General features: G+C 35.5%; 22 protein-coding genes and 1 other annotated feature. Of the genes, 13 read left to right on the top strand and 9 right to left on the bottom strand.

What is annotated here, in order from left to right:
* Positions 1-5 precede the first annotated feature (5 nt).
* The 5 genes from A9G31_RS01365 to A9G31_RS01340 all read right to left on the bottom strand — a co-directional run bounded on the left by A9G31_RS01365 (position 6) and on the right by A9G31_RS01340 (position 6,599).
* Complete coding sequence (locus tag A9G31_RS01365) at positions 6-1,343, bottom strand: PTS galactitol transporter subunit IIC (RefSeq protein ID WP_065560100.1); 1,338 nt, start codon at positions 1,341-1,343, stop codon at positions 6-8.
* Between the two features lie 29 nt (positions 1,344-1,372).
* Positions 1,373-1,828: a PTS sugar transporter subunit IIA gene (locus A9G31_RS01360; RefSeq protein ID WP_065560099.1), complete on the bottom strand. Its 456-nt coding sequence runs from the start codon at positions 1,826-1,828 to the stop codon at positions 1,373-1,375.
* A complete protein-coding gene (locus tag A9G31_RS01355) occupies positions 1,818-3,794 on the bottom strand; it encodes a BglG family transcription antiterminator (protein ID WP_065560098.1) in 1,977 nt (658 codons plus the stop codon). Before A9G31_RS01355 ends, A9G31_RS01360 begins: the two co-directional genes overlap by 11 nt.
* A gap of 808 nt (positions 3,795-4,602) precedes the next feature.
* Positions 4,603-5,430 carry a MetQ/NlpA family ABC transporter substrate-binding protein gene (locus tag A9G31_RS01350; protein ID WP_065560097.1) on the bottom strand — a complete coding sequence of 276 codons (828 nt, stop codon included), beginning with the start codon at positions 5,428-5,430 and terminating at the stop codon, positions 4,603-4,605.
* A 560-nt stretch (positions 5,431-5,990) separates the two neighbouring features.
* Complete coding sequence (locus tag A9G31_RS01340) at positions 5,991-6,599, bottom strand: riboflavin synthase (protein ID WP_065560095.1); 609 nt, start codon at positions 6,597-6,599, stop codon at positions 5,991-5,993.
* 164 nt (positions 6,600-6,763) lie between these two features.
* Here A9G31_RS01340 and crcB point away from each other — a divergent pair, with 164 nt between their 5' ends.
* Together crcB and A9G31_RS01330 are read left to right on the top strand one after the other, a co-directional pair.
* Complete coding sequence (crcB, locus tag A9G31_RS01335; RefSeq protein ID WP_065560094.1) at positions 6,764-7,141, top strand: fluoride efflux transporter CrcB; 378 nt, start codon at positions 6,764-6,766, stop codon at positions 7,139-7,141.
* A 106-nt stretch (positions 7,142-7,247) separates the two neighbouring features.
* A complete protein-coding gene (locus A9G31_RS01330; RefSeq protein ID WP_065560093.1) occupies positions 7,248-7,646 on the top strand; it encodes a cell division inhibitor SulA in 399 nt (132 codons plus the stop codon).
* 439 nt (positions 7,647-8,085) lie between these two features.
* Here the strand turns inward: A9G31_RS01330 and A9G31_RS01325 are convergent, their stop codons facing one another.
* On the bottom strand, positions 8,086-8,985 hold the full coding sequence (locus A9G31_RS01325) for a LysR family transcriptional regulator (RefSeq protein ID WP_065560092.1): 900 nt from the start codon (positions 8,983-8,985) through the stop codon (positions 8,086-8,088).
* A gap of 143 nt (positions 8,986-9,128) precedes the next feature.
* Here A9G31_RS01325 and A9G31_RS01320 point away from each other — a divergent pair, with 143 nt between their 5' ends.
* Entirely contained in the window at positions 9,129-9,530 is a 402-nt protein-coding gene (locus A9G31_RS01320) for a DoxX family protein (RefSeq protein ID WP_065560091.1), read from the top strand.
* 253 nt (positions 9,531-9,783) lie between these two features.
* Here the strand turns inward: A9G31_RS01320 and A9G31_RS01315 are convergent, their stop codons facing one another.
* Positions 9,784-10,980, bottom strand: a complete 1,197-nt coding sequence (locus A9G31_RS01315; RefSeq protein WP_141671336.1) for a hypothetical protein — start codon at positions 10,978-10,980, stop codon at positions 9,784-9,786.
* A gap of 73 nt (positions 10,981-11,053) precedes the next feature.
* Between A9G31_RS01315 and A9G31_RS11535 the strand changes: the two genes are divergently transcribed.
* From A9G31_RS11535 to hisIE, 10 genes are all read left to right on the top strand, one after another.
* Positions 11,054-11,266, top strand: a complete 213-nt coding sequence (locus A9G31_RS11535; RefSeq protein WP_141671335.1) for a hypothetical protein — start codon at positions 11,054-11,056, stop codon at positions 11,264-11,266.
* 425 nt (positions 11,267-11,691) lie between these two features.
* Complete coding sequence (locus A9G31_RS01310; RefSeq protein ID WP_176700330.1) at positions 11,692-11,889, top strand: Lrp/AsnC ligand binding domain-containing protein; 198 nt, start codon at positions 11,692-11,694, stop codon at positions 11,887-11,889.
* Between the two features lie 200 nt (positions 11,890-12,089).
* Positions 12,090-12,210: a sequence feature (His leader region), on the top strand.
* A 38-nt stretch (positions 12,211-12,248) separates the two neighbouring features.
* Positions 12,249-13,148: an ATP phosphoribosyltransferase gene (gene hisG / locus A9G31_RS01305; RefSeq protein WP_034913062.1), complete on the top strand. Its 900-nt coding sequence runs from the start codon at positions 12,249-12,251 to the stop codon at positions 13,146-13,148.
* Between the two features lie 4 nt (positions 13,149-13,152).
* Positions 13,153-14,454 carry a histidinol dehydrogenase gene (hisD, locus tag A9G31_RS01300; RefSeq protein ID WP_065560088.1) on the top strand — a complete coding sequence of 434 codons (1,302 nt, stop codon included), beginning with the start codon at positions 13,153-13,155 and terminating at the stop codon, positions 14,452-14,454.
* 9 nt (positions 14,455-14,463) lie between these two features.
* On the top strand, positions 14,464-15,522 hold the full coding sequence (hisC, locus tag A9G31_RS01295) for a histidinol-phosphate transaminase (protein ID WP_065560087.1): 1,059 nt from the start codon (positions 14,464-14,466) through the stop codon (positions 15,520-15,522).
* A gap of 8 nt (positions 15,523-15,530) precedes the next feature.
* Complete coding sequence (gene hisB, locus A9G31_RS01290) at positions 15,531-16,598, top strand: bifunctional histidinol-phosphatase/imidazoleglycerol-phosphate dehydratase HisB (protein WP_065560086.1); 1,068 nt, start codon at positions 15,531-15,533, stop codon at positions 16,596-16,598.
* Positions 16,599-17,186 carry an imidazole glycerol phosphate synthase subunit HisH gene (gene hisH, locus A9G31_RS01285; RefSeq protein ID WP_065560085.1) on the top strand — a complete coding sequence of 196 codons (588 nt, stop codon included), beginning with the start codon at positions 16,599-16,601 and terminating at the stop codon, positions 17,184-17,186.
* Between the two features lie 17 nt (positions 17,187-17,203).
* Positions 17,204-17,941 carry a 1-(5-phosphoribosyl)-5-[(5-phosphoribosylamino)methylideneamino]imidazole-4-carboxamide isomerase gene (gene hisA, locus A9G31_RS01280; RefSeq protein ID WP_065560112.1) on the top strand — a complete coding sequence of 246 codons (738 nt, stop codon included), beginning with the start codon at positions 17,204-17,206 and terminating at the stop codon, positions 17,939-17,941.
* Complete coding sequence (gene hisF / locus A9G31_RS01275) at positions 17,923-18,699, top strand: imidazole glycerol phosphate synthase subunit HisF (RefSeq protein WP_065560084.1); 777 nt, start codon at positions 17,923-17,925, stop codon at positions 18,697-18,699. Before hisA ends, hisF begins: the two co-directional genes overlap by 19 nt.
* The gene (gene hisIE / locus A9G31_RS01270; protein ID WP_065560083.1) at positions 18,693-19,319 is read left to right on the top strand and encodes a bifunctional phosphoribosyl-AMP cyclohydrolase/phosphoribosyl-ATP diphosphatase HisIE; all 627 of its coding nucleotides are present in this window, start codon (positions 18,693-18,695) and stop codon (positions 19,317-19,319) included. Before hisF ends, hisIE begins: the two co-directional genes overlap by 7 nt.
* Positions 19,320-19,395: 76 nt before the next feature.
* On the opposite strand, the gene cysB is transcribed toward hisIE, so the two are convergent.
* Positions 19,396-20,367: an HTH-type transcriptional regulator CysB gene (gene cysB / locus A9G31_RS01265; RefSeq protein ID WP_065560082.1), complete on the bottom strand. Its 972-nt coding sequence runs from the start codon at positions 20,365-20,367 to the stop codon at positions 19,396-19,398.
* A 167-nt stretch (positions 20,368-20,534) separates the two neighbouring features.
* Positions 20,535-23,144, bottom strand: coding sequence for a type I DNA topoisomerase (topA, locus tag A9G31_RS01260; RefSeq protein WP_034913033.1), 2,610 nt, complete (start codon positions 23,142-23,144; stop codon positions 20,535-20,537).
* Between the last annotated feature and the right edge of the window lie 17 nt (positions 23,145-23,161).

The following is a 23,161-nucleotide window of genomic DNA, read 5'->3' as shown; positions in this document are numbered from 1 at the left end:
TCCTTTTAATACATTTCAATTCTTCTAATTTTATTGATATAAATAAGTAAACATAAAATAACTAGTGCTAAGCCAATTAATCCTACATATCCAAGATAATTTAGTAATAAAACAAACAAAGTTACCGGCCATAAACCACATAAAATAACTGTAACAATACGAGCAGTACCCACGTCATAATTAGCCAAATGGAATACATCGGTAATAACTGGTGAGAGCCAAGTTGCCATATATAGACAAATTACTAAATAAATTGTGCCGCCAATAATTGAACGAACAATATTTCCTTTGAAAAATGGCACCATCAAGCAGATACCAAAAGCATAGAAGGCTAAATCACCGAAAGGTAATACCTTATTACCAGGTAGAATTAAGGCTAATAATAGTGAAACCGGAACCATAATTAATGCCGTTGCCATAACAGCTGGATGTCCAACTGTTAATGCTGCATCCATACCAATATTAACCTGTTTGCCATTTAATTTTTTACTAGTAAATTCACGTGCAGCTTCAGCAACTGGAAGCAAACCTTCCATAAACATAGCAACCATTTTGGGCATTATTTTCATAATCGCTGCAGTTGAAATAGCTAATTTACCTATTTGTGGCACATCATAACCAGCTAAAATACCTACAACTAAACCAATAATTAAACCAATAACCACCGTATCACCAAAAATACCAAATCTTTTAGTTAACGTTTCTGAATCGGCATTTAATTTGTTAAAGCCTGGAATGTGGTCAAAAATCCAATTTAATGGAATGGCAACAATTGCCCCCGATAATGCCATTAAATGAGTGATTGAAATACCCGGATAGCCAAAAAAAGAACTAATTGGTTTTTGTAATAAATCAGCTAAGAACCATTGCAACATAACAGCGGTAATACATCCAATAATACCGACCCAGTATAATCTTGTAACGGAATATGCTACTAATCCTAAAAATATTGCAAACCAAAAATTCCAAATATCAACATTTAATGTACGAGTCCAACCTAGTGAAATAAAGATAAAATTAATTACTAAAGAAATAGGAATAAGGAGTAATCCTAATGTAGTTGAAAATGCCAATGGACCACCCACACCACATCCAATATCCATAATACTTAATGATGTTCCGTATTGTTCCCCCATTTTTTGGATGGCAACACCTAAAGTGTCGGACAATAAAGAAATCACTAAACCTAAACCAACTATACCAATACCAACGGTAATACCCGCCATGATAGCTTTTGAAAATGGTACTCTAAAAAAAAGAGCAATAATAAATATTATGATAGGTAAAAATACTACCCCTCCTAAACTTATTAGCCATTGAAAAATATTAATTACACTATCCATTTCAGAACTCCTTAATAAAAGTTATCTTTTTATTTAACGCCCGCTTTATTTAAAATAGCGATAAATTCGTTAGTTGAATGACATTGTTCTAATTGTTTTATTTCTTGTTCGTTTTGGAATAACCCTATCAAATTTTGCAAATTTTCGACTTGTTCATGAGGCTGTTTCATGGCAAGCATAAAGATAAATTTGACAGGAATTTTTTCATTTTCATCAGTCATACCTTTAAAAGTGACAGGCTGTTTTAATGATGCAAAACAAATTTGAGATTGATTAACTTTCGATGAATCTGTGTGTGGCAAAGCAAACCCAATTGAATTAACCAATAAACCAGTTGGATACTGTTTTTCTCTCTGCAAAATACCTTCTAAAAAATCTTGTTTAACAATTCCATTAATAAATAACATTTGTGCCATTTGTGTTAGGACTTGTTCTTGATTTGATGCCTCAATATTAAAAAGGCATAAATGTTTATCAAAGTACATTTTTGATTCCTCTTTGATTATTTAAAAATGATTTTAGTTGTTTAAAGCTAGTGATATTTTTTAACGTTGCTATAACGTGTTTGTTAGAAACAATTTTGTAAATTTCGGTGAATACCTCATTAATACTGTTAATATTTTCTTCTGAAAGACTAACCATAATAATTACGCTAACATCAATAACTCCCCATTTGATTGGCTTGCGTAATGTCATAATTGATATACTTGATTTGTTCACAAACATGGGTGAGCCGTGGGGTAAAGCAATGCCATTTTCGATAGATGTGTCACCTATTTCTTCGCGATGTAAAACAGAATCACGATATTGATCAGTTACATAACCTTTATTTTCAAGATGAAGTATTAATTGATTAATACATTCATTTTTATTATCAATTTCGATATTTAATTGAATAAGATCCGGATGTACATATTTTGCAGTAGATGGGTAATAATTTGTTCTTTCAGAAAAACCGGACGGTTTATTTAATACATAATTTGCATAAGCCTGAATAATATTTTGATAGTCATTGGTATTTAATAAAGATGATATTTTAACAACTGGTTTATTTAGATTATTAATATCAAGTGTAGTAATAATTAAATCGACATTATTGAGATTTGCCGATGTCAATTTCGAAACCGAATAAACCTCGATATTATCTTTAGAAGGCAAGATCTTTCGGACTTTATTGAGAATCAAATTCGATGAAGAACAACCATATTGGCAAATAATTACAATATTATTCGCATCAGCTGCCTTATCTAAAGCTATTTGAAAATGAATCAATAAAAATGAGATTTCATCGTCATTTAAACGAATATCAAATTTGCGTTCTAAATCAGAAAGTGCATACCACAATACGCTAAATAATTTTGAATACTCAAGTTTTATTTCTTTTAGTATTGGATTGATAATACGTATTTTCTTTTGCAAACGCGTAAGCATAGGCGGAAAGTGAGATAACAATGAGTGAAACAATTTATTATCTTTTAATAAATCAACACCTTCAATTTCGCCTATTTTTTTTATTATTTTACGGATGATTTGTTCATAGCAGCTGTCATCAACTTTCACCGACTCGTCAATAATTCGATGAGCAAAAAACAGTTTACTTAGATATTTAATATCGTTAGTTGAAAATGCAATTTTAAAAGTAACTTCAAGTTTTTTAGCAAGTTCAGATGCAATTAAATACGATTGCATGTAGCGGATATGGTTAAATAAAAAATCATCTTCTTCATCAATAGCATTACCTAAAGTTAACCGTTTTAACTGTATTGCTATTGATATCAATAAAGATGATAAATAATATTCTGAAGATTGCTGAACTATTGATTCGTAATGTTCAAATAATAATTGGCTAATTTGCTCAAAAGAATCATTGTCCATCAATGTTCTCATTAATTGATTTAGATAATAACCATCTTGTTTATTAATATATAACAATAAAAAATGCTTAATAGCGCGTTGAATTTGGTTTTCTTTACCTTCTACAACAATGGCTTTATGCGTTACATTTAATAAAACGTTTTCTGATTCTAATGAATGGTTAATAAATTCGATATCTTTATGAAGTGACGTTTTACTAACAATATAATCATCAGAAAGTTGCTCTAATGAAACAGTTTCTTGATTTAACAAACAACGCTTTATAATATCTAAACGACGATATTCTGGCGTTAATCGGCGTGAGTTTTTATTAAAATAACCATGACTATTGTTTTGTTCTAAATAACAAATTACCGAATCAATACTGCTTTTATTTCCCATCAGTATTAACCCTTTACGTGGGGCTTTTTCGATATAAATATCACTATTTGGGGCAGCTAACAGCTGATCATTTAACTTTTCAATGTCACAATAAACGGTTTTAGTCGAAATGGATAATTTTGAACTAAAATAAGCTGCTGGTTTAAATTCTGATTCATTGAAAAGTAGTTTCAGCAATTGTATTTGTCTTTCCATTACCAAACCCCTTTTGTATTTTGTGACAATTTATTCATTATTCTTTGTTTTAAAGTATAATTAGTTAACCTAATAAGACGATTACATTTTTTTCCAGATTAATCTGGAAAAAAATGTAATTATAAAAACTGAAATAAGAACATATTGAGACAATAGCGATAATTGATAAAAAATTTATATTTATTTCTATAGTTATTTTCCAAGTCGTTTAGATAGGATAGGAAAGCTTGAAACTAATATTGTTTTAGGAAATTCAAATGGATCGGCTACACTGATTCATACAACTTATTTTTAAGGGGGTAAGGTAAACTTATCACAACTAAAAAAGGAACAAATATGAATAAGATTAAACGCAAAAGACAAATATTCAATGATGATTTTAAACACCAAATGGTCAGTCTTTATCAACATGGTAAATAACTTATTGAAATCGTTACAGAATATGATTTGACACCATCCGCATTGGTCCGTTGGATAACACAAGCAAGCCAAAGCGGCTCATTTAAAACAAAAGATATTCGTTTTGATTTACAGAAAGAGGATATTTGGGTATCACGCCGTTACATTTCTCGGGTGATGAAACCCTTATTGTTGGTATCAAAATACACCGTTAGACGTAATCAATCTTACAAATGTATTGCCATACCATCATTTTGTTATAAAAATTAAAAGCAAAAAATTGTAGCACAATCAATTTAAAAATAAGTCAATGTTTTTATGCTATATATCTATTTTTTGCTTGTTATAAAAGATGATTTTTAACCCCACATACCCGAGCTTCCACTTAGAATATTTAAGGAGTATCAATTTATTCTTGAGGCCAAATAAATCTACCTTTAGCTTGTGGATCTTCGCTTATGAATTTTCTTAGCGCATTTGATTGGTACAATTGTTTAACATCTTTAGCCCATTGCGTATTAAGATTTTCTTTTTTGATAACTACCATTAATTCTAAATCGGGCGATAATACCTCTTGTACTAAAAGATTATCAATAGGTACTTTACTTAACCACGCAACACCGCCCGGCATGATCGCATAATCAACTTCATCAAGTGTACGTGGAATGATTTCTGATAATAACGTTTTAAACGTCAAATTATATTTATTCTCGATGATATCTGTTAGATTCACACTGCCCAACTGAGCGTCTGATTTTAGCTTTATCCAATTTAATTTTTGAAGTAATAATAAAGCCCTTGCTGTATTTGAAGGATCATTAGGGATAACCACTGTTTGTCCTAATGAAACATCATTAATTGAGTGATGTGTTTGTGAAAATAAAGCCGCTGAAATAGAAGGGATATGAACTAATGAAACCAAGTTATTATTGGTCTCTTTATTATAAACGTTAAGATAAGCTTGGTGCTGAGCAGCATTTAAATCAATGCTTCCTTCGACAAGAGCGGTATTAGAATCTCTTAATGAGCTAAAATTTACCAGTTTTACGATATACCCTTTTTTTTCTAATTCAGGTTTTACCACGCGTTCCATTAAAATATTGTGCATACTTGGGGGGAGTCCAACAATGATTTCCTTCTTTTCAATACTGTTTGTAAAGTCTTTATTTGTTTTCTGTTCACATCCAAATATAAAAAATCCTACAAGTATTATGGATAAATATAGTGTTCTTTTCATTATTACTCCTTATATATCAATTAATTACTACTCAAGGTGTTAGTAAAATAATTCTTCTAATCAATTTTGTTATTTGAAATCAATTTATCATGATTATAAGTAAGTATTATAAATAATGAAAATACATAAAATTTATATCAATATTCTATTAAGGTATATAAAGTTTGTATTTAATATCAGCTCCATTTGTGGTTAAATACAACGCTAATCTAACATATTGATACAAATACAAAAACAAACAAATAGATAAGATAAAAATTACCATATTTACTGTAATTTTAACTTTACTTGGTTGTGATAATAACCAGCTAGATTCTAAAATAATAGTCAATAGTTATATTACTAATGGCCAATTTGAGTTTACTCCTCATTCAAAACCAATTAAAAACAAAAACTCGAGGGAACTTATTCTGGCATAATTGAAACCAATCCTAATGGTTTAATTACGTTTTACAGTTTAGACGATAATAAAGTCTAGAAAGCCAGATTGCCAGATTGAAGCTGCTTATGCCTTTAACCAGTAATGAAGTGTAAACAACCCATTGTTTTCCTAAATATTATCAATTTTTTGTTGCCAACACCCGTTCAACTGTATCAACAATGGCTTGAGTTTGGGAATCAATTTCGATATTAACTTTATCTCCGACTTTTTTAGCGTCTAACGTGGTAATAGCTAACGTTTCAGGGATTAAATGAATAGCAAAACGATCTTCTTTTACCTGCCCAATTGTTAGGCTCGCGCCATCAATACCTATAAAGCCTTTATATAATACATATTTCATAAATTCTTTCGGCAATTGTAACGTCATTTCACAATTTGTGGCAGTTTTTTGAATATCAATAATAGTTGCAGTGCAAGATATATGCCCAGACATCACATGACCACCAATTTCGTCACCATATTTAGCACTACGCTCAATATTCACAAAATCATCGATTTTTTTATCACCCAATGTCGTTAATGCAAGGGTTTCTTCCATAATATCAAACGACACGATATCTTTATCGAACCCCGTTACTGTTAAGCAACATCCATCATTGGCAATCGACGCCCCTATTTCAATTTTATTAGTTAATTGATGCGGTAATTTAACTTTATATGTTCTTAATTTATTTTGATCAACAATATCAATAATCTGACCAACGCCTTGAACAATGCCTGTAAACATAGATATACCTCAAATTTTCTTAATGTTGAATATTCTATCTCAATCTGATTAGGATTTCCTATTTCTATTTTCTACTGGTATGATCTTTTATATACTTCTCGATCACTTATTATCTATAGCGATAACAAATTCATATTTCAAAGTATAGTCAAGGATATATCATTATGTTAAAACTGATTTTAGCCATTTCTGTCGGTTCAGTAGCGGGGGGATTAATGCGTTGGTTCTTATCACTTAAACTCAATGTTATTGCTTTTACTGTTCCGCTAGGTACATTGCTATCTAATTTAGTTGCTGGCTACATTATTGGCTTTGCTATTGCCTTTTTTAATCACTCTAACCTTTCTGCTGAATGGCGGTTATTGGTAATAACAGGTTTTTGTGGTGGCTTATCAACTTTTTCAACCTTTTCTGCCGAGGTGGTTAACTTTTTACAAGAAGGTCGAATATCTTGGAGTTTAGCAACTATATTGATTCATGTGATTGGCTCAGTTTTAATGACATATTTGGGTATTTTATCGTATCAATATTTGCGATCTTAAAATAACTCAATTGATAAATTACATAAAAAATAATCATAAATAGAGTTTACAACCCCAAAATACTGTATTAATATACACTGTATAGAAAAACAGTGCTGAGGTTATTATGCTTATTGAACATTCTACACAACAACTTACGGCTATTAATTTTGAGTCCCCTTTTCAACAAGTATTACAACAACAACGCCCTTTATTAAAATCACTTAATAAAGCTAAAAAATGGCAATTATGGCTTTCTGACCGACCGATGTTAAAACGTTCATGGGTTAATACTGCTGGTTTAGATAAACACAAAGTGATTCATCTAGCAAATTTAAATAATGAAAACCTAGTATCAACCATTGAAAAAGCATTACAATACAAAACCTGCAGCTATGTGGTTGCTTGTATCAATAATCTTAATGATCAAGACAAAGCACGCTTACAAAAAGCCGTATCATTAAGTGATACTTGTTTACTTTTAGTACACGATGAGCAAAGTGAACAATCTATCCAATATCATTAAAAACAAACATATTATTTAAATAAAAGCATATTTTTTAATTTTAGAAAGCAAATCTAAAATGTTTAATAAACCAATATTCCGCTATAAAAAATTAAGTTAATCATGTGATGTATAAAAAAATCAGGGCTGAGCATTTAACAATGTTCAGCTTTTTTTTGATAGTTATTAATAATAGCAATTGTCGTAGTTTTTTTCGATCAACCTTTCCAATCGCCGTCATGGATGATTGTTCTATAATACCATCGTATCACCTGCGCAGATACTGTAGAATACTACCGGATAATATCAATTTTACCAAACAGGCATGAAAACAGACACATTTCCTAATTCTTTATTTATTTTATTAAAATTGATATAAAATTTAATTAGGTAAATTTCAATAACCTATTTGATTATATAAAACATTTCAAATAATAACTGTTATGTTTTAACTAACTGATCATTGATAATTTTTTAGTTCGCTAACTAAAAAATCGATTAAACATCGAGTTCGGAGCGGTAATAATTTACGGCTTGGATAAACGGCATAAATATTCAAATCCTCGACTTTATAATTCAACAAAACACGAACTAAACGGCCTATTTTAATATCTTTACCAATAATAAAATCAGGTTGCAACGAAATACCACCTCCTTGTAACATAATTTGGCGGCAAGTATCGCCATTATTACAATAGATATTCGCTTTTAAATTCACCGAGTAATGGGCATTGTCTTTATAAAAATGCCATTGCTCTTTTTTAGCCCACTGACTATACATCACAATTTTATGATTCAACAAATCATCAGGATCATTCGGCATGCCATATTTAGCAATATAATCAGGCGACGCGGCGGCTATGATTTGCGTAGTTGCCAACTTACGACTAATCAGCGACGAACTTTCTAGCCGACCAATTCGAACAGCAAGATCGTAGCCCTCCTCAAGCAGATCAACCACACGATCTGACAACGTAATATCTAGCTCAATTTTAGGGTATTTATTGATAAATTTTTGCCATAAAGGCGCCAAATGCAAAATACCAAAACTAACAGGCACATTAACCCGAAGAATACCTTGTGGACTTGCATGATCTAAAGTGAGGCTATTTTCTGCTTCTGTGGTAGCATTAATAATGGCTTTAGCTTGCAAATAAAAAATTTGCCCCTCATGGGTAATGACCATTTTGCGAGTTGTACGTTGTAACAACCGAACTTGCAAGCGATTTTCTAATGCTTGAATATAACGTGACACTGCCTGCTTAGACATATTTAACTTAACTGACGCATCAACAAAACTATTACAATCAACTACCGCCACAAAAACCATCATTTCTAGTAATTTATTAGATCTATCCATCTGCCTTTCACTAACACCAAACAATTGTCCCACTTATTTTGACAATAAGTCACATAATAGCTTATTTATCTACAAAATAATAACCATTATCATAAACAAATGGTGCTAACCAATCACAATAATTAACTTACAGGAAAAATAAAATGAAACAATATCAAACAGATCTAGCTTCACTCATGTTACGAATTGCCTTGGGTGTCATGTTCTTGGCGCACGGTTTTACTAAACTACTCGTCTTTACTCCCTCAGGTACTGCGCAATATTTTCAATCACTTGGCTTTCCTTGGTTCATTGGTTATTTAGCCATTATGTTTGAAATTGGCGGCGGTTTGTTATTGCTTTTAGGTATTTTAACCCGCATTGTTAGTTTATTGGTAGTGATTCAAATGATTGTTATTACATTTATTCACTCAGTGAATGGTTGGTCATTTAGTAACGCAGGTGGCGGTTGGGAATATCCTGCCTTTATGGCGCTAACAGCACTCAGTTTAGCATTGCTAGGAAGTGGTCGCTTTAGTGTATTAGCTAAATATTTGGCGTATTAGAGGGGGAGATATTAGTTGTTTTTTTGACAAAACAGTTGAATAAAAACCTCAATAAAATAAATACTTTTTCTGACTGATTTTTGCTTAAGATTGCGTGGGTTAAAATTGATAGCGCAGCTTTAGTTGCTAACCTAAACAACACAGCCCCAACCTGAATGGTTGGGGCTTAACTGCGTGGGTAGCATTCTTTGCTATATTATCCTCTCTTTGCACCATAAGTGTATTTTTCGCCCTAAGGATTAAACGCAAAAAATTAAGGTGTGGTGCAAACAACATTCTCATTGACGGGGTCGGCCAAATTCCAGACTTCGCCGTCAGACTCACGGATAGCATAAGGATATCGTTGACTATTTTTCTCCGCCGTCATGTAAAAGCCGCCGCCGAAGTTTGCATTAACATAACCGGCCACACTCCCCCACTCCGATAAAAAGAAACCTATGTCACGAGTGTAATATATGTTGCCTCTCGGCGGCGTCCCACCTTGCCAATCACCGAGTTTCGAATTGCTTAATTCCCTTACTCGTGGCAAACGATAACCCAAACTATTACACCATGAGCGCTGGTTTTCCCATGATGAGTTCATTGCCCGACCGACGAACCACTTACTCAACGTAAAGACATATCTCACCTCATTACCACTTCTATCCCTTCCCACCAACTCAAAGGTCTGTGGTAAAGATGGACGTGTTAGTGGGCTTGGATTACTTGAGTTTCTTTGAGTACTATCAGCTCTAGGACCACTCAACGTGACCCGCGTTACATATCTGGATTTATCCGTAATCCAATTATCACGTTGGTTCGGCAACCTCCAACTCACCGTTGCATTTAGGGTACCACTTGTGTTAACTGTCCAACTCAACTGGCTCGCGTCAAGCACAGTAGGAATCTTCAAGTCAAAATACAATCCATCTGCACCTGTAGTTGGGAATGCACTTGAAAAGCCCTCTGTGCTACTCCATCCACCTCTTTCGCCTCTACCACTACCACGGCTTAGCCGAAGATTCGGCATAATCCTTTCAACAAAGTAACAATTACCAGAAGAATCCGGCTTGATGTAATACGTCGCACTGCCTCCACTGAACGTACTTCTATTTGGCACACCGTACTGTGTAGTTAAACTCCCCCCTGAACTACTTAAGGTTACTCTATAAGGTGCACTACATTTACTTAATGTATCACCACGATTAACGGTACGGCCATCTTTATCCCGTATTATTAACGATATATTTCCTGATGCTGTTACTCCACCGGCTCCCTGTCCATCGCCATCATCATCTCCCCACTTCCCTTGGGTTATTAGACTATTTAAACTAATAGATGTTGTTCCCGATGGCAATACCGTATGAATATCATTAAATGTTATTCCAGTAGAAACCATTATTGGGTTTGTCGAACTTGATGTGTTGGTCGATGGCGTAATACGCCTTCCATCTGGCAACTCGATTGCCAAAAAGGTGTCTGTATCGGTTGCCTTGGTTCGACCACCGTCAAATGTTAAATACGGCGCACTTCCGTGAATAGTATTGGCTGTATTTACCGTTAACGCCTGTACCCCCTTCGTATATGGTAATAACAGCAATGGCGCAAAAACCAATATAGATTTAAATAATAATGGTGGTTTGGATAACCACTTGAATGTCGGCGATAATTTTACCGAGGATGCTGCTAATGACGGCGTCGATTTTGCTACGCGAAATGACTTCGGTGATGAAAATAACTGTGGCGCTTGTTTTTGACCACTGTGCGAATCAATAAGATTTAGGGTATAGGTTTGGCATGCCAGATGCCAGATGCCAGATGCCAGCCATGGTAATGCATTTTTATTTCCTTGTCAAGTAGTTTATTGTTTTGTTTAAATTTTTTATATTTTTAGATTAATAATTCAGCAAATTTGCTAAATTCGCCTGAAATTATAGTTACTTGATTAATTTTTGACTAGGTTTTTTACTTGTTTTTTGTAAAGAAGTGTAAAATATTGATAAGGTTAGTTTTTTGTTGGTGAAATAAGTGTTTTTTGAACACATAAAATTTCTCCGATAGACCATTGATTTTATTTGATTTTTTATTTCTACACTGAGCTAGAGTGTTTTGCGTTTTGATGATTAAAATGGAAATAGTTCTACGCCTAAAATCATGCCAACTTCATTTTATTATGATTTATATGAATTCAAATCAATTCACCTCGTTCGAAAACATGGTCATGTCGTTTAAAGAAATCATCGAATTTTATAAAATCACAGGCGATGGGTGTTATTTTATAAAAAGTGAATTTACAGACCAAAACTTACCACATTTTTTAGACAAACCTGAGCTCTATTGCCGTTATAAAGTTAGTCATCAGTCAAAAGTGATTAAATAACGCTATTTTAAAAATTTACACCTAAACTTGTTGACTATTTTTTGTATAAAGATTTTTTACATAAAAAACAAAAAAAAGTTGCGAGCAAATAAATTCTGTTATATTTTGTTCAGTAGCTTTAATTATCAACTCAGTTAAAGGTTTTTTATTTTTATGAATTGTTTTTGCGTTTTTATTACTAATGCTATTAGTACACATCATCATCACCATCATTCCTGAATAGTCTTCGGGCAATTGGTGCTGGAAGACTTTGGTCTTCCGGTGATGTCGCAAAAGCAAGCAGAAACCCTCGGAAGATCAAACTTCCGAGGGTTTTTTGTTTGTAGTTTATAAATTTTTAGATAACTTTGGAGAAAGATATGTTGGATAATTCGCGTTTACGCATTGCTATGCAAAAGTCAGGTCGATTAAGTGACGAATCAAAAAAGTTACTTGCCCAATGTGGTATTAAAATTAATCTTCAAGAACAGCGTTTGATCGCTTTTGCTGAAAATATGCCCATTGATATCTTGCGTGTTCGTGACGACGATATCCCCGGCCTGGTTATTGATGGCGTTGTCGATATTGGGATTGTCGGCGAAAATGTTTTAGAAGAGGAAGTATTAGATAGGCAGGCCGAAGGCGAAGATCCACAATTTAAAAAATTGCGCAGTTTAGATTTTGGTGGCTGTCGGTTGTCGATCGCAGCACCTCGTGATTTTGAGTATACAGGACCAGAATGTTTAAATGATTTGCGCATTGCCACCACTTACCCTCACCTGCTCCGCCGTTATCTTGCTCAATATAATGTTAACTTTAAAACCTGTTTGCTGAATGGTTCGGTCGAAGTTGCCCCTCGAGCTGGGCTTGCCGATGTAATTTGTGATTTGGTTTCGAGTGGTGCAACGCTTGAGGCCAATGGACTAAAAGAGATCGAAGTTATCTATAAATCAAAAGCCTGCTTAATTCAACGTCAAGGCGAAATGTCACCAATAAAACAGGCGTTAATTGATAAAATCATGACACGCATTCAAGGCGTTATTCAAGCTCGTGAATCCAAATATATTATGCTCCACGCCCCTACTGAGGTGTTAGATGATATTGTTGCGCTATTGCCGGGTGCCGAAAATCCAACCATTTTACCGTTAACAGGCGAGCAAAATCGTGTTGCGCTACATATGGTGAGTAGTGAATCTCTTTTTTGGGAAACCATGGAAAAATTAAAAACATTAGGCGCAAGTTCAATTCTTGTATTACCAATTGAAAAAATGATGGAGTAATAATATGAAACTCTCTTATTGGCAACAATGTGCTGACGATCAACGCAGGAAACTACTTACTCGCCCAGCAATTAATGCTTCGGATTCAATTAGCAAGGCTGTAGCCGATATTTTGGCACAAGTAAAACAGCACGGCGATGAGGCTTTAAAGGTTTTAAGTCGCAAATTTGATAAAGTCCAAATTGAGCAAATAAAGCTTACACAAGAAGAAATAAAAACCGCCGCAAATCGTGTTAATCCTGAATTAAAACAAGCCATGCAATTAGCGGTTGCCAACATTGAAAAATTCCACCAAGCGCAAGCCTATCAACCTATTACGGTTGAAACAATGGCAGGCGTAAAATGTCAGTTAGTTACTCGTCCTATTGATTCGGTTGGGCTTTATATTCCAGGCGGTTCTGCCCCTTTATTGTCTACGGTGTTAATGCTTGCAACACCTGCTAAAATTGCCGGTTGTCGTCAAGTTATTTTATGTTCACCACCGCCCATTGCTGACGAAATTTTATATGCGGCACAATTATGTGGTGTTAGCGAGGTTTATCAATTAGGCGGTGCACAAGCCATTGGTGCAATGGCACTAGGTACCGAGTCGGTTCCTAAAGTTGATAAGATCTTTGGTCCAGGCAATGCCTATGTTACCGAGGCTAAACGACAAGTTAGCCAGCGACTTGATGGCGCTGCAATTGATATGCCAGCAGGTCCGTCTGAAGTGCTCGTGATTGCGGATAGTTCGGCAAATCCTGCTTTTATTGCCGCCGATCTTTTATCACAAGCGGAGCATGGTCCTGATTCGCAAGTGGTGTTATTAACACCTGATGAAGCTATTGCTCAGGCTGTTTCGCAAGAAGTGGATAAACAGTTAGCCGAGCTTTCTCGCCAAGGTATTGCTGAAAAGGCACTGCAAGAAAGCCGTTTGATTGTCACGAAAGATTTGGATGAGTGTGTGGCAATTAGTAATTGTTATGGTCCTGAGCATTTAATTATTCAAACCCGTAATGCCGATGAATTAGTTGAGCAAATTACTAGTGCTGGCTCGATCTTCTTGGGTGATTGGTCACCGGAGTCAGCAGGTGATTATGCATCAGGAACCAATCATGTATTACCAACTTATGGTTATACAGCCACATATTCTAGTCTTGGGCTTGCTGATTTTCAAAAACGTATGACGGTGCAAAAATTAACACCAGAAGGATTAAAAGCAATAGGTAATGCCGTTGAGCTTATGGCAGAGGCTGAACAACTAACCGCTCATAAACAAGCAGTTAGTCTTCGTCTATCGGTATTAAATTCAACAAATCAAAAATAGGTGGCTAAAATGGATATCAATAAATTAGTTCGAAAAAATGTTCAGCAATTAACACCTTATCAATCTGCTCGGCGAATTGGTGGTCAAGGCGATGTGTGGCTAAATGCAAACGAGTATCCCGTTGCTCCACATTTTGACTTGACCGATCAAACCTTAAACCGTTATCCAGAACCACAGCCTGAAAAAGTAATTCAGCGTTATGCACAATATGCAGGGGTTAAAACTGAACAAGTGCTTGTTAGCCGAGGAGCTGATGAGGCCATTGAGCTTTTAATGCGTGCATTTTGTGAGCCTGAAAAAGACAGCATTTTGTACTGTCCACCAACTTATGGTATGTACCAAGTAAGTGCTGAGACATTAGGTATTAAAACCAAAACTGTGCCAACCACTTCTGATTGGCAGCTTGATCTTGAGGGTATAAAACAAAATATTGATACTGTAAAACTAATTTATGTCTGTTCACCAAATAATCCGACCGGTAATTTAATCGATTCTGATGATATCAAAGCTTTACTTAATATTGCCAAAGATCGTGCTTTGGTCATTATTGACGAGGCTTATATTGAGTTTTCGCCTGAATCTAGTGTTGTTAGTTGGCTTAATGACTATCCTCACTTGGTGATTTTACGAACATTATCCAAAGCCTTTGCTTTGGCTGGATTACGTTGCGGTTTCACCATTGCTAATGAACCTGTGATCGAAGCCTTACAGAAGGTTATTGCACCATACCCTCTAGCAACCCCTGTTGCTGATATTGCAGCTCAAGCATTGAGTATAGATGGTGTGAATACCATGAAGCTACATGTGGTAAATTTAAATAATCAAAAGGAAAAATTTGCCAATTTACTTCGACAATTGCCAATTGTCGAAAAAGTTTATCCAAGTTATTCCAACTATTTGTGTGTTAAATTTCAACATGATAAAGATGTATTTAATATTTTATGGCACCAAGGGATTATTTTACGAGATCAAAGTAGATCTATTGGGCAACAAAATATTATTCGTATTACCGTTGGAACCCAAGCCGAATGCGAGGCAGTCATTTCTGCGCTCAAAACAATTAAATAGGAGCAAAAATGTTACAAAAGTACTTATTTATTGATCGAGATGGCACACTAATTACTGAACCTCCAGTTGATTTTCAGGTTGATCAGTTTAAAAAATTGGCTTTTGAACCTAATGTGATCCCAGCCCTACTCAAGCTACAAACTGCGGGATACCATTTAGTGATGGTCACCAATCAAGATGGGCTCGGGACTAGTAGCTATCCACAGGCTGATTTTGATGGTCCACACAATTTGATGATGCAGATTTTTAAATCGCAAGGTGTTAATTTTGAGGATGTCTTAATTTGCCCACACTTTCCAGAAGATAATTGTGAGTGTCGTAAGCCGAAAATCCAATTAGTTTTGCCATATCTTACTAGTGGTAAATTAGATAAACAAAACAGTTATGTTATTGGTGACAGGGTCACAGATATTCAATTGGCTGAAAACATGCAAATCCAAGGATTACGATATCATCCTGAAAATTTAAATTGGGACGAAATCGCCCAACGATTAACCACTAAAGATCGTTATGCAAAAGTTGAACGCAATACCAAAGAAACTAAAATACTTGTTGAAGTGTGGCTTGATCGCCAAGGTGGCAGTCAAATTAATACTGGAATTGGTTTTTTTGATCATATGCTCGATCAAATTGCGACTCATGGTGGAATTAAACTCAATATCCAAGTTGATGGTGATTTACATATTGATGATCATCATACCATAGAAGATACTGGACTAGCTTTAGGAAAGGCACTAAAAATAGCACTCGGTGATAAACGTGGTATTACCCGTTATGCCTCTGTTATCCCTATGGACGAGTGTTTGGCCAAATGTGCAATAGATATTTCAGGACGCCCTTATCTAAAATTTAAATCAGAGTTTACTCACCCTAAAGTTGGCGATATGAGCACGCAAATGGTAGAACATTTCTTTTACTCAATAAGTTATGCTATGGCTATTACATTGCATATTGAAACAGATGGCGATAATGATCATCATAAAGTAGAAAGTTTATTTAAAGCTTTTGCTAGAACATTAAAACAAGCCATCAAAATTGAAAGTGACCGATTACCAAGCTCAAAAGGAGTGCTATAAATGAAGATTGTCATCCTCGATACTGGCTGTGCTAATCTATCTTCGGTCAAATATGCCGTGCAACGATTAGGTTATGATCCAATAATTAGCCTTGACTCTGATATCGTGCTCAGCTCAGATAAGTTGTTTTTACCTGGAGTAGGATCCGCAAGTTCAGCAATGGAAAAATTAAAAGAGCGTCATTTAGTTGAACTTATCAAAGTCTGTACTCAACCTGTATTAGGGATCTGCCTTGGTATGCAACTTTTAGCCGATTATAGTACCGAAGGACATGTTAACACATTGGGAATTATTCACGAAAAAGTTAGAGAAATTCCTAATTGTGGTTTACCTTTACCACATATGGGGTGGAATCAGGTTTCACCTAAAGCCGGTCATCATCTATTTCGAGATATTCCTGATGATGCTTATTTTTACTTTGTACATGGATACGCGATGCCATTATGCTCAGCAACAATAGCAGAAACCAATTACGGCGAAAGCTTTACCGCAGCCGTACAAAAAGAAAACTTTTACGGCGTGCAATTTCATCCCGAGCGTTCTGGCTTAGCCGGTGCAAAATTGCTAAAAAACTTTTTGGAGATGTAACTATGACAGCTTTTCCAATAATCATTCCTGCACTTGATTTAATCGATGGTTCCGTTGTGCGATTACATCAAGGTGATTATAAGCAAAAACGTGATTATGGCAACGATCCACTTTTACGCTTACAGGATTATGAAAAACAAGGTGCTAAACTGTTACATCTTGTTGATTTAACAGGTGCGAAAGATCCCCAAAAACGCCAAATTTTACTAATACAAAATCTGATTAATGGTGTGCAAATACCAATTCAAGTTGGTGGAGGAATTCGTACTGAAAAAGATATACAATCATTGCTATCTGCCGGCGCTGCTCGCATAGTAATTGGTTCGACAGCTATTAAGCAACCCGAATTGGTCAAACAGTGGTTTTCAAAATATGGTGCAGAAAGGCTAGTATTGGCTCTTGATGTCCGCATTGACAACCAAGGAAATAAATATGTCGCTATTCATGGATGGCAAGAAGATTCCTGTCAGACACTAGAACAAGTGATTGATGATTACCTTCCTTATGGCTTAAGGCATGTATTGTGTACAGATATTTCCAAAGATGGCACACTCAGTGGCTCAAACGTTAAGTTGTATCAGGAAATTAGTCGTAAATACCCACAGATTGCTTTTCAAGCGTCTGGCGGAATTGGTCAATTGAGTGATGTCAAAGCACTGAAAGACAGTGGTGTTAAAGGTGTCATTGTTGGCCGTGCTTTACTTGAAGAAAAATTTACAGTTCAGGAGGCAATTTCATGTTGGCCAAAAGAATAATTCCCTGTTTAGATGTTCGCGATGGACAAGTGGTTAAAGGTGTACAATTTCGTAATCATGAAATTATTGGAGACATAGTCCCCTTAGCAAAAAGATATGCAGAAGAAGGCGCAGATGAGCTCGTTTTTTATGATATCACCGCTTCGTCAGATGGCCGTGTTGTCGATAAAAGTTGGATCGCAAAAATTGCCGAAGTGATTGATATCCCTTTTTGTGTTGCTGGTGGTATTAAAACGGTTGAAGATGCAGGTCAAATATTAACCTTTGGAGCTGATAAAATTTCGATTAATTCCCCTGCCCTTGCTGATCCTAGTTTAATTACACGGCTTGCAGATCGTTACGGAGTACAGTGCATTGTAGTTGGCATTGATAGCTGGTATGACAAACAGTCAAACAATTATCATGTTTATCAATTTACTGGTGACGAAAAACGTACCGTTGCCACAAAATGGAACACTCTCGACTGGGTACAGGAGGTACAAAAACGTGGTGCAGGTGAAATTGTTCTTAATATGATGAACCAAGACGGTGTTCGTAATGGATATGATATTATTCAACTAAACGCCGTTCGAGAAGTATGCAACGTGCCACTAATTGCTTCAGGCGGTGCTGGTACTATTGAGCATTTTTTACAGGCATTTAATGAAGCACAAGTTGATGGAGCATTAGCTGCCTCAGTTTTTCATAAACAAATTATTAATATTGGTGAACTTAAACAATATTTGGCACAGCATGGAGTAAATATTCGATTATGTTAACGCAAAATTGCAATACCCAATTAGATTTACAACAACTGGATTGGCAAAAAGTGGATAATTTAATGCCGGTCATTATTCAGCATTATGTTTCGGGCGATGTGTTAATGCTTGGCTATATGAATCAAGAAGCGTTAGCACAAACACAAAATAGCGGCAAAGTCACTTTTTATTCACGAACCAAACAGCGCCTTTGGACAAAGGGTGAAACTTCTGGCAATTTTCTTAATGTTGTGAGTATTTCAACGGATTGTGATAATGATACGTTATTGATTTTAGTTGATCCAGTTGGCCCAACTTGCCATACCGGCTCAACAAGTTGTTTTGCTTCGACTAAAACTCAATGGGGATTTTTATTTGAATTAGAACAGATAATTGCAGGGCGTAAAAATGCCGATCCTAAATCATCATATACCGCAAAACTGTATCATGACGGCACTAAACGCATAGCTCAAAAAGTGGGAGAAGAAGGCGTTGAAACAGCCCTTGCAGCAACAGTTCATGACAGCGAGGAACTAAAAAATGAATCTGCCGATTTAATTTATCATTTATTAGTTTTACTCCAAGACCAGAATCTGTCTTTACAAGATGTCATTGGTATTTTAAAAGCAAGACATAAATAGTTATAACCCATCCAAAGTGCGAGTTATGTCGCACTTTGTTTCAATTTTTTATTCTCATAAAAAAAGATAGAATAAATTAGTAAACCGGTAATTTAACCCCGTTAAACATCGTTAATACTTCGGAATTGTTTTCACATAACATAAGTTTGTCTACAGCTTGTCGATTCAAATGAGGCGAAAACTGACTGATAAAATCATACATATAACTGCGTAAATATAATGAGCGAGGAAAAACGATATAGGTCGTGCTGTAAGGAAAAATATGTCCAGCATTAAGTACAACTAAATCGTCATCTGAAGTATTGATCACCGCCATTTTTGCCACAATACCAACGCCGACACCTAATTTAACATAAGTTTTAATTAACTCGGCATCCGTTGTGCTAAAAACAATATTAGGTGATTGGTTAGCACGCAAGAAAGCTTGATTTAAATCTGAACCATCATTAGAAAAATCATAACTAACTAACGGATATTTTGAAAGCTCTTCAATAGAAATTAATTTACTTTTGGCAAGCGGATGATCTTTCATCACAATCACAGCTTGGTTCCAGTGATAACAAGGTAAGGCTATCATATCATCGCTAAGCTGTGAGATATCGGTCACAATAGCAAATTCAGCCAGACCTTCTTGAGTTTGTAAAATACATTGAGGGGATGATCCTTGCTCCATATGCAATGTAATACTTGGATATTGCTGCATAAACTGTTGAATCACAACTGGCAATGTATAACGAGCTTGAGTATAGGTAGTGGTAATTGTTAATGAGCCTTGATTTGGTTGACTAAACTCTTTGGCGATAATCTTAATATCATTGGACTTATTGAGGATCTCTCGGGCAAAAGCAATGATTTTTTCACCAACCGGTGTGATTTGAGAAAGGTGTTTACCCACTCGAGTAAATATCTGAACGCCGAGCTCGTCTTCTAATAATTTTATTTGTTTGCTTATACCGGGTTGAGAGGTATACAGTTTTTCGGATGTTAGCGATACATTGAGGTCGTTATTTGCGACCTCAACAATATAGCGTAATTGTTGCAATTTCATAACACTCAAACGCTCCTCTAACTGTATGCTCTTCTTCCTTTCTATAAAACTCCAAAAGGAAGAATTGCTAAGGTAAGTAATTTCACAGCCTAGCACAAAAGAATAATTATTTTATACTTAACCACATGCTTTCCTGAAAGTTTTTAACAAAATTCAAACGTGTCTACCTATTTTTTGCTATTGATCCATTTGCCATCTACATATTGCATCACCCAACCTGTCGATTTTCCATTAACTTCAGAAGTAACATATTGTTGTTTATTTTTACGGCTAAAACGAACAATTGATGGATTACCATTAGGATCTTTATTTGGTGCTTCGGTCAAATAAATGAATTTTTCGGGCAAGCGTTCTTTAAAACGTTGTAACTCTTCTATCAAAGGTGCGCGTGTTTCTCTTGATTTTGGAAAATTATGCGCCGCCAAAAAGATACCCGCAGCACCGTCACGTAATACAAAATGTGCATCTGACTTGGTGCATTTTAGTTCTGGCAGATCAACTGGGTCTTCTTTTGGTGGTGCAACATCACCATTTTTTAAGATCTTACGCGTATTTTTACAATCAGGATTAGTACAGCCCATATATAGGCCAAATCGCCCCGATTTTAAATGCATTTCTGAACCACATTTTTCGCATTCAATAATTGGTCCTTCATAACTTTTAACCTTAAAGTTACCTTTTTCGACAATAAAACCATCACAAATCGGGTTATTGCCACAGATATGCAGTTTTCGTTCATTATCAAGTAGATAACTATCCATAGCCGTGTGACATTTTGGACAGCGTTTACGGGCTCTTAAAGCATCAGTTTCTGCTGTTTCAGCTTCTTCTAGAATATTTAATGTTTCGTGCTCAGGAATTAAGTTAATGGTCTGTTTACAACGCTCCTTAGGTGGCAACGCATAGCCTGAACAAGCTAAAAATACACCGGTACCGGCAGTTTTAATACCCATTTCACGCCCACAATTTGGACATTTAATTTCAGGTGTTAGCACCAATGGATTAAGCTGCATTCCACCTTTATCTGGTGCTTGTTCAGCAACCTCAAGATGCTGACTAAAGTCACTAAAAAACTGATCAAGCACTTCACGCCATTCTTGTTTTTTATGAGCAATCTCATCCAGAGCATGTTCCATACGTGCTGTAAAATCATAACTCATTAGATCATTAAAGTTTTCACTAAGTCTATCGGTAACAATTTCACCAATTTTTTCAGCATAAAACCGACGATTATCTAAACGCACATAACCACGATCTTGAATTGTCGAAATAATGGTTGCATAAGTCGATGGTCGCCCAATTTCTCGCTTTTCAAGCTCTTTAACAAGAGATGCTTCGTTATATCTTGCTGGTGGTTTGGTAAAATGTTGATTTGGATTTAAGTTAATTAAATCAAGCTTATCGTTTATCGATAGTGATGGTAATATTTTATCTTCATTATTTTTGGCTAGCTGTGGCTGCACTTTAGTCCAACCATCAAAACGCAATGTCCGACCTTTGGCTTTTAAAGTAAAATCACCTGAATTAACCGTAATTGTTGTTGAGTTATATTCAGCCGATGTCATTTGGCAAGCTACAAATTGGCGCCAAATTAGTTGGTATAATTTAGCGGCATCAGCTTCAACATCACTAAGATTATCAGCTAAGATAGTAACATCTGATGGGCGAATCGCTTCATGCGCTTCTTGCGAGTTCTTTTTACTACTGTATACATTAGCCGATTTTGGTAGATATTTATCGCCAAAATTTTTACCAATATAATCACGTACCATCGCTAGCGCATCCTGACTTAAATTGGTCGAGTCAGTACGCATATAGGTAATGTAACCTGCTTCATATAATCTTTGAGCCAACATCATGGTTTTTTTAACACCAAAACCAAGACGAGTACTTGCTGCTTGCTGTAAAGTTGAGGTAATAAAAGGTGCTGTTGGATTACTTTTAGTTGGCTTTTGTTCAATATTAGTTACTTGATATTGGTTTTTATTAAGTTCAGCTAGCGCAATATCAATGGCAACTTTATCTTTAGGTTCGAATGCATCGTTTTTATAATGAGTAACTTGTAAACTTAATGGCTCATTTTTAGCCGTGCTCAAATCAGCAAACAGATCCCAGTATTCTTCAGGAATGAAAGCATGAATTTCGCGTTCACGCTCAACAACAAGGCGTACAGCAACAGATTGTACACGTCCAGCTGATAAGCCCCTAGCAACCTTTTTCCAAAGTAATGGCGATAGCATAAAGCCAACTACCCGATCCATAAATCGACGTGCTTGCTGGGCGTTAACCCGATCCATATCAAGCATCGATGGTTCATTAAAAGCATTTTTGATCGCCGTTTTGGTAATTTCGTTAAAAACAACACGACGATATTTGCTATCTTCACCACCTATCACGTCTTTAAGATGCCATGCAATGGCTTCTCCTTCTCTATCCAAATCGGTTGCAAGATAGATCATGTCAGCATCTTTAGCCAGTTTTTTCAGTTCAGATACTACTCTTTCTTTACCTGGTAGAATTTCGTAATGCGCTTTCCAACCGTTATATGGATCGACGCTCATGCGATCAACCAATACTTGTTTTTCTGAACGTTTAACTTTTTTCTCAACTTTATCTTTTTTGTCTTTTATTGATTTTTCAGCTCGTTGGCTGCTACCACTTACAGGTAGATCGCGAATATGACCTACACTTGATTTAACCACGAAATCTTTGCCAAGATATTTATTGATCGTTTTTGCTTTGGCTGGTGATTCCACAATAACAAGGGATTTTCCCATAATTAAACCTTTCTATT

It is taken from the genome of Gilliamella sp. Gris1-4 (assembly GCF_001690335.1).
Lineage (GTDB): Bacteria > Pseudomonadota > Gammaproteobacteria > Enterobacterales > Orbaceae > Gilliamella > Gilliamella apicola_P.
Note: the sequence above shows the minus strand (reverse complement) of the source record. Positions and strands in the feature narration are given on the sequence as shown.

Coding starts and splice junctions, on each gene's coding strand:
- crcB (WP_065560094.1), top strand. CDS start 6,764: ATGTTAAAACTGATTTTAGCCATTTCTGTCGGTTCAGTAGCGGGGGGA.
- A9G31_RS01360 (WP_065560099.1), bottom strand. CDS start 1,828: ATGTACTTTGATAAACATTTATGCCTTTTTAATATTGAGGCATCAAAT.
- topA (WP_034913033.1), bottom strand. CDS start 23,144: ATGGGAAAATCCCTTGTTATTGTGGAATCACCAGCCAAAGCAAAAACG.
- A9G31_RS01350 (WP_065560097.1), bottom strand. CDS start 5,430: ATGAAAAGAACACTATATTTATCCATAATACTTGTAGGATTTTTTATA.
- hisF (WP_065560084.1), top strand. CDS start 17,923: ATGTTGGCCAAAAGAATAATTCCCTGTTTAGATGTTCGCGATGGACAA.
- A9G31_RS01310 (WP_176700330.1), top strand. CDS start 11,692: ATGAATTCAAATCAATTCACCTCGTTCGAAAACATGGTCATGTCGTTT.
- hisG (WP_034913062.1), top strand. CDS start 12,249: ATGTTGGATAATTCGCGTTTACGCATTGCTATGCAAAAGTCAGGTCGA.
- A9G31_RS01355 (WP_065560098.1), bottom strand. CDS start 3,794: ATGGAAAGACAAATACAATTGCTGAAACTACTTTTCAATGAATCAGAA.
- hisH (WP_065560085.1), top strand. CDS start 16,599: ATGAAGATTGTCATCCTCGATACTGGCTGTGCTAATCTATCTTCGGTC.
- A9G31_RS01365 (WP_065560100.1), bottom strand. CDS start 1,343: ATGGATAGTGTAATTAATATTTTTCAATGGCTAATAAGTTTAGGAGGG.
- cysB (WP_065560082.1), bottom strand. CDS start 20,367: ATGAAATTGCAACAATTACGCTATATTGTTGAGGTCGCAAATAACGAC.
- A9G31_RS01320 (WP_065560091.1), top strand. CDS start 9,129: ATGAAACAATATCAAACAGATCTAGCTTCACTCATGTTACGAATTGCC.
- hisIE (WP_065560083.1), top strand. CDS start 18,693: ATGTTAACGCAAAATTGCAATACCCAATTAGATTTACAACAACTGGAT.
- hisC (WP_065560087.1), top strand. CDS start 14,464: ATGGATATCAATAAATTAGTTCGAAAAAATGTTCAGCAATTAACACCT.
- A9G31_RS01340 (WP_065560095.1), bottom strand. CDS start 6,599: ATGTTTACAGGCATTGTTCAAGGCGTTGGTCAGATTATTGATATTGTT.
- A9G31_RS01330 (WP_065560093.1), top strand. CDS start 7,248: ATGCTTATTGAACATTCTACACAACAACTTACGGCTATTAATTTTGAG.
- hisB (WP_065560086.1), top strand. CDS start 15,531: ATGTTACAAAAGTACTTATTTATTGATCGAGATGGCACACTAATTACT.
- hisD (WP_065560088.1), top strand. CDS start 13,153: ATGAAACTCTCTTATTGGCAACAATGTGCTGACGATCAACGCAGGAAA.
- A9G31_RS01325 (WP_065560092.1), bottom strand. CDS start 8,985: ATGGATAGATCTAATAAATTACTAGAAATGATGGTTTTTGTGGCGGTA.